Source organism: Bradyrhizobium sp. P2_E8 (assembly GCF_056403875.1).
This window is the reverse complement of the sequence record NZ_JBFUES010000445.1, coordinates 1-5,957: the sequence shown is the minus strand read 5'-3', so window position 1 is coordinate 5,957 and position 5,957 is coordinate 1. Positions and strand designations below refer to the sequence as shown.

Genomic DNA, 5,957 nt, shown 5'->3' with positions numbered 1-5,957 from the left:
CGCGATTGACGTCCTTCTCCGGCGCTATGTCGGTCGAGTAATAGCCGGCGGCCTTCTTGGCGGCGATCTCGACATAGGCGTCGGCCGGGATCAGTTCGGGCGGAATCGGCACGCGCTCGACGATGTCGATGCCCTGCGAGGTCAGTGCGTCGTGCTTCATGTCGCTCATCGACAGGAAGCGGTCGATGCGCTTCAGGCCCAGCCAGTGGATGGTGTCCGGCATCAACTGCTGGAAGCGTGCATCCTGGACGCCGGCGACGCATTCGGTGCGCTCGAAATAGGCGGCGGCCGCGTCGCCGTCCTCCTGGCGCTTGCGGGCGTTGTAGACCAGGAATTTGGTGACCTCGCCGAGCGCGCGGCCTTCCTTGCGGTTGTAGACGACGAGCCCGAGCCCGCCCTCCTGCGCGCCGCGCGCGGATTCCTCGATGCCGTGGATGAGGTAGGGCCGGCAGGTGCAGATATCAGAGCCGAACACGTCGGAGCCGTTGCATTCGTCGTGCACGCGGCAGGTGATCTTGGTGCGATGGTCCGGCAACTTGGTGACGTCGCCGAACATGTAGACGGTGGTGCCGCCGATCGGCGGCAGGAACACCTTCATGTCCGGCCGCGTCACGAGCTCCGGGAACATGCCGGCGGTCTGCTCGAACAGCGTGCGCCGCAGCTCGGTCTCGCCGGTGCCGAAGCGCTCAGCAAGGCCGGGCAGATACCAGACCGGGTCGATCGCGATCTTCACCACGGAGACGCTGCCATTGGCGTGCACGACCTCGCCGTCGGCGCGCAAGCGCTTGGCGGCCAGCGCCTCGCGGATCTCCGGCAGGTCGAGCCGGGCGCGCGTCACCGCGATGCTCGGGCGGATGTCGGAGCCCTCGGCGATCTCCTTGCCAAAGTTCTCGGCGACCAGATGCCCCCAGGGGTCGAGCGCGACGATCTTGGCGGGATCGTTCCATTGCGGAAACGGCCCGATGGTCGCCGCCGGAAACGTGTTCGTGAGGTCGGGCCGCCGGATAGGGTCGAGCGCGCCGGCGGAGACGGCGAGCGCGCGGTACATTGCATAGGAGCCGCCATGGCTGCCGATCACGTTGCGATCCCCGGCGCGCGACACCGTGCCGATGATCGGCCCGCGGGCGCGCGCGTCGGCTGCGCCCCAATGGATCGGAAAGGCGGCCTTCCTGCCCGGCTCCGGATGGGAGGTCAGGCGGATGTGATCGGTACGGTTCGCGCGGCTCATGTCCAGGCTCCCAAAAAGCCAACGGCCCGCCGCTCGGACGGGCCTGGCTCACTTTGCGTTACCGATGCGGAGCACCGGCGGCGCAAGCTCAATCCAACATATTGTAGCGGCCGACGGCGACAGACAAGTTAATGCTGCTGCGCCCGGCAGGTCTTCATCGCCAAATTCCGTCATCGGCGAACCGGTCCGGTCCGCGTGAAGTTCGCGCCCTCGCTCAGGTCGAACCTTGCCGTTCGGTCGGCGGGATAGCTCTAATGATTTGAAATAGTTTCTGTTTTTCTGTTTTCAAGAGGCGTTGCGGCGGTTGCGCCGCGGCTGGACAAAGCGTATATAATCAGACAAATCGTATAGATCGTCTTTGCCCCCTGGAGACCGCCATGCCCGCCGCCAGCTACATCGAGCCTCGTACCGGAAGGGTCTATCCGCTCGACCAGCCGCGCTGGTGCTCGGACGAGCGCACGCCGCTGTTGGTGACGCCGGGGGCAGGGATGTCGCGCGAGGAGGTCGAGCCGCGTACGCGATCGCTGTGGCGCTACCGGGCGGCGCTGCCGGTCGAGATCAAAAATCCGATCACGCTCGGCGAGGGCTGCACGCCGCTGGTGCAGCAGGCGTGGGGGGACCTGCGCCCGTTGTTCAAGCTCGAATGGTTCAACCCGACCGGCAGCTTCAAGGACCGCGGCTCCTCCGTGATGCTGTCCTTCCTGCGGCAGATCGGCGTCGACGCCATACTGGAGGACTCTTCCGGCAATGGCGGCTCGTCGATGGCGGGGTTGGGCGCCGCAGGCGGCATGCGCGTGAAGATTTTGGCGCCGGCCTCGACCTCGCCTGCCAAGATCGCGCAGGTGCGCGCCTATGGCGCGGCGGTGCAGCTCGTCGAAGGCCCGCGCGAGGAATCGGAGGCGGAGGCGATCCGCCAGTCGAGCCAGACATTTTACGCCAGCCACAACTGGCAGCCGTTCTTCCTCGAGGGCACCAAATCGCTCGCCTATGAAATCTGGGAAGACCTCGGCTTCCGCGCCCCCGACAACGTCATCGTGCCCGTCGGCGCCGGCAGCAGCCTGCTCGGTTGCGCCTTCGGTTTCCGCGAGCTGCTGAAAGCCGGGCAGATCACGAAGCTGCCGCGGCTGTTCGCGGCGCAGCCGCTCAACTGCTCGCCGATCGATGCGAGCTTCAAGGCCGGCGTCGATACGCCTGTCGCGCGCGAGGTCAGCAAGACCATCGCTGAGGGCACCGCGATCAAGAACCCCCTGCGCCTGCGCGAGATCATCGCCGCTCTGCGCGAGAGCGCTGGCGGCACCGTTGCGCTGGCCGAGGACGAGATCGTCGCCGCCCTGCGGCGTCTTGCACGGCAAGGATTGTTCGCCGAGCCGACCAGCGCCAGCGCAGCCGCCGCGCTGGACAAACTCTCCGCCATTGGTGCCATCAAGGCGAACGAGACCACGGTCGCGGTGCTCACCGGCACGGGGCTGAAGGCCGCGACCACCGTCGCCGATCTCGTGCAGTAGGGCCGGGCGATGAGCCGCAGCAAATCCGCGTCCGCCCCATCGGGCAAGACCGCCGCCGAGCGAAAATTGCTGTTCGACCAGTTGCAGCAGATCGCGCAAGGGCTGGGGGAGACCTTTGCGCCGTTCTGCGAGGTCGTGCTGCACGATCTCACCGATCCCAGGAATGCGATCGTCGCCATTCACAACAACCTGTCGGGCCGCAAGGTCGGCCAGGGCGCGACTGAACTTGGCCTCGCCCGCATCGCCGATCCCGACTATCCGCAGGTGATTGCGAACTACGCCAACAGCTTTGCCGACGGACGGCAGGCCAAGAGCACCTCGATCGGCATCAAGGGCGCGGACGGTGCTTACGTCGCCGCGCTCTGCCTCAACGTCGACCTGACGCTGTTCCAGGGTTTACAGAGCGCGATCGGCCAGTTCGTCAGCGTCGATGCGCAAAACGGCCCGCGCGAATCCCTCACCCCCGTCGGCGCCGACGCGATCCGCGCCCATATCGACCGGTTCGCCGCGCGCCGCGCCACCACGCCCCGCGCGCTCACCACGGAAGACCGCCGCAGCCTGCTGCGCGAATTGCGCGACGCCGGCTGCATGCAGGTTCGCCGTTCCTCCGACATCATCGCCGCCCATCTCGGCGTGTCGCGCGCCACGGTGTATGCCGATGCGAGGTGAGGCGGCGCGCCAGCCGGAACGCAGTGCCGTTGCTACCATCAGCCCGCCTTGAACCTTCGGCGTCCGTCGCCCGCCTCATGGAGATCGACCCTCGAGCGATGGGAGAGTTCCATGACCGCACAGGATCCGTTTGCAGGCTTCAAGGCCGTCCAGAAGGAAGCCTGGTCGCTGTTCACGCCGATGGAAGTTTTCACGACTCCGGCCGCCGCCAAGCTCGTTGGTTTTGCCGGCGTTGCCGCCGGCCAAAGGCTGCTCGACGTCGGATGCGGCACCGGCGTTGTCGCGATCACGGCGGCACGCCGCGGTGCCACGGTCAGGGGTCTCGACCTGTCGCCGGTTCTGATCGAGCGCGCCCGCGAGCACGCGCAACTGGCGAGCCTCGATGTCGACTTCGTCGACGGCGATGCGGAAAGCCTGCCCTATGGCGACAACGAGTTCGACGTGGTGCTCAGCCAGTTCGGCCACATGTTCGCGCCGCGTCCGGACGTTGCCATCGGCGAGATGCTGCGCGTGCTGAAGCCTGGCGGCACCATCGCCTTCTCCACCTGGCCGCCGCATCTGTATGTCGGACGGATGTTCGCGATGATCGGCCGCCATCTGCCGCCGCCCGAGGGCGTGGCATCGCCGGTGTTGTGGGGCGATCCGAAAATCGTCGCCGAGCGTCTCGCCGGGAAAGCGAAGGATGTCTCTTTCGAGATGGACATGATGACGCCGTCCGCACTCAGCCCGCAGCATTTCCGCCGCACCATGGAAGCGACGATCGGGCCCTTGATCAAGCTCGTCGCCCAGTACAAGGACGAGCCGGACAGGCTCAAGAGCTTCGGTGCCGAGTTCGAGGCGCTGATCTCGGAGTATTTCGACGCCGGCCAAAACGTGATGCGCCAGCAGTTTCTGATGACCAAGGCAAGGAAGATGTGAGGAGGCGAGAGCATCCTTGGCCGTTACTCTGCGGCCCATCCTTCGAGACGCCCGCCTTTGGCGGGCCCTCAGGATGAGGACGGAGTGCGCGGCAGCAATTTCGACCGGCAAAGATGCCGCTCAGCCTCATCCTGAGGAGACCGCTGGAAGCGGTCGTCTCGAAGGACGAGGCGTGCGCTCAGGCCCCTGCCAAGGAGTCACATGCGATAGCCCTGCCCCTCCAGGGAGGGTCAGAGGCAGCAATCGTGTCGCCTCACTCCTTCAGATCGTTCACCCGCTTTACCCAGGCGCGCACATCCGCGAGCACGTCCGGCAGCACCGCCTTGACCTCCGGCACGGTCATGCCGGCCTTGATGCGGGGGTCGTAGAGCAGGTTGAGGATGTATTGGTCGTAGACGTCGAAATAGCCCATCGAGACGTTGTCGTTGAACATGGTCCAGGGCACGCTCGTCGTGTCGTTGATCGGACCGAGTGACTGCAACAGCTCCTCATAGGCGCAGTCGAGGAAGGTGAAGTCGCCGTTGTCGACGGTGAGGATGACGTCGGAATGCTCGATCTCGAAATTGTCGTTCTTGCGGAAGCCGGACAGGCATTGCGGATCGAGCGAGGCGCGGATCTCGCGCGCCTTCTCCGCGCCGTAGAAGCTCGAGATGGTGCGGAAGAGATCGCGGTCGCGCACGAGCTTCACCCGCACGTTCGCCGCCTCGCTGCTGTCGGTCATGGCGATGTCGAGATGCTGAATCCGCTTGCCGATGTCGGCGACGACCTTGGCGAGCTGCGTCTTGCGATCGGCGCGGTCGCTCTCGGCGAACACGCGCACCGGCCCGTCGAACTTGCGGATGCGGTCGACGCGGCCGGCGAGATGGTATTCGGCGCCGAARGCGGTCTTGAGAAAGCCCTCGACGATCTCGCTGTCGGTAAAGCTCTTCTTCTCGGCGCGCTGGCGCGAGGCGATCGCGGGCAATTCGCCCGCGGCGGCCATGGTAGCGGTGTCAGGCACACAGGTGAGCGCTGCGAGCGCCAGGAGGGCGATGCGAAGGCCACGCGCGGGTGGGTTCAATGCGCTCATCGTCACCCGACGCTGCCGTATTCGCGTCGCGCGCACAAGACCGCAAATTCACGCGCCCGCGGGTTCCCGCAGTTCGCCGGCCGGMTAGTTGTTGAGCACGACCACGGTGGTGCCGACCGAGACGCGGCTGTAGAGGTCGCTGACGTCGTCATTGGTCATGCGGAAGCAGCCTGAAGATACCGCCTGGCCGATCGTCTCCGGCTCGTTGGAGCCGTGGATGCGGTACAGCGTCGAGCCGAGATACATCGCGCGCGCGCCGAGCGGGTTCTCGATGCCGCCCTTCATGTGGCGCGGCAGGTCGGGCCGGCGGGACAGCATCTGCGACGGCGGCGTCCAGTCCGGCCATTCCTTCTTGGCGGTGATCCTGTGCACCCCGCCCCAGCGGAAGCCGTCGCGGCCGACGCCGATGCCGTAGCGCAGCGCCTGGCCGTTCTGGAGCACCAGGTAGAGCCGGCGCTCGGTCGTGTTCACCACGATCGTGCCGGGCGCGTAATTGGTCGGATACATCACGGTGGAGCGGGGAATCGGGCTCGCGCCGCCGCCGCCGAGATAGCCGGTTGAGCTGGTG

6 protein-coding genes are annotated in these 5,957 nt (G+C 66.3%); 3 read left to right on the top strand and 3 right to left on the bottom strand.

Translation table 11 applies throughout. The features are described 5' to 3' along the window. Positions 1–1,228: GTP cyclohydrolase II (locus AC1D00_RS23155; protein ID WP_477012250.1), on the bottom strand; the 1,228-nt coding region annotated here is incomplete at its 3' end. A 377-nt stretch (positions 1,229–1,605) separates the two neighbouring features. Between AC1D00_RS23155 and AC1D00_RS23150 the strand changes: the two genes are divergently transcribed. From AC1D00_RS23150 to AC1D00_RS23140, 3 genes are all read left to right on the top strand, one after another. Then, positions 1,606–2,733, top strand: a complete 1,128-nt coding sequence (locus AC1D00_RS23150) for a threonine synthase (RefSeq protein WP_477012249.1) — start codon at positions 1,606–1,608, stop codon at positions 2,731–2,733. Between the two features lie 9 nt (positions 2,734–2,742). Beyond that, complete coding sequence (locus tag AC1D00_RS23145) at positions 2,743–3,402, top strand: helix-turn-helix transcriptional regulator (RefSeq protein WP_477012248.1); 660 nt, start codon at positions 2,743–2,745, stop codon at positions 3,400–3,402. A 111-nt stretch (positions 3,403–3,513) separates the two neighbouring features. Then, the gene (locus AC1D00_RS23140; protein ID WP_477012247.1) at positions 3,514–4,320 is read left to right on the top strand and encodes a class I SAM-dependent methyltransferase; all 807 of its coding nucleotides are present in this window, start codon (positions 3,514–3,516) and stop codon (positions 4,318–4,320) included. A 253-nt stretch (positions 4,321–4,573) separates the two neighbouring features. Here the strand turns inward: AC1D00_RS23140 and AC1D00_RS23135 are convergent, their stop codons facing one another. Together AC1D00_RS23135 and AC1D00_RS23130 are read right to left on the bottom strand one after the other, a co-directional pair. Next, the gene (locus tag AC1D00_RS23135) at positions 4,574–5,389 is read right to left on the bottom strand and encodes a DUF2927 domain-containing protein (RefSeq protein WP_477012246.1); all 816 of its coding nucleotides are present in this window, start codon (positions 5,387–5,389) and stop codon (positions 4,574–4,576) included. A 48-nt stretch (positions 5,390–5,437) separates the two neighbouring features. Next, the coding region (locus AC1D00_RS23130; protein WP_477012245.1) for a L,D-transpeptidase at positions 5,438–5,957 on the bottom strand (520 nt) is incomplete at its 5' end.

Coding starts and splice junctions, on each gene's coding strand:
- AC1D00_RS23140 (WP_477012247.1), top strand. CDS start 3,514: ATGACCGCACAGGATCCGTTTGCAGGCTTCAAGGCCGTCCAGAAGGAA.
- AC1D00_RS23150 (WP_477012249.1), top strand. CDS start 1,606: ATGCCCGCCGCCAGCTACATCGAGCCTCGTACCGGAAGGGTCTATCCG.
- AC1D00_RS23145 (WP_477012248.1), top strand. CDS start 2,743: ATGAGCCGCAGCAAATCCGCGTCCGCCCCATCGGGCAAGACCGCCGCC.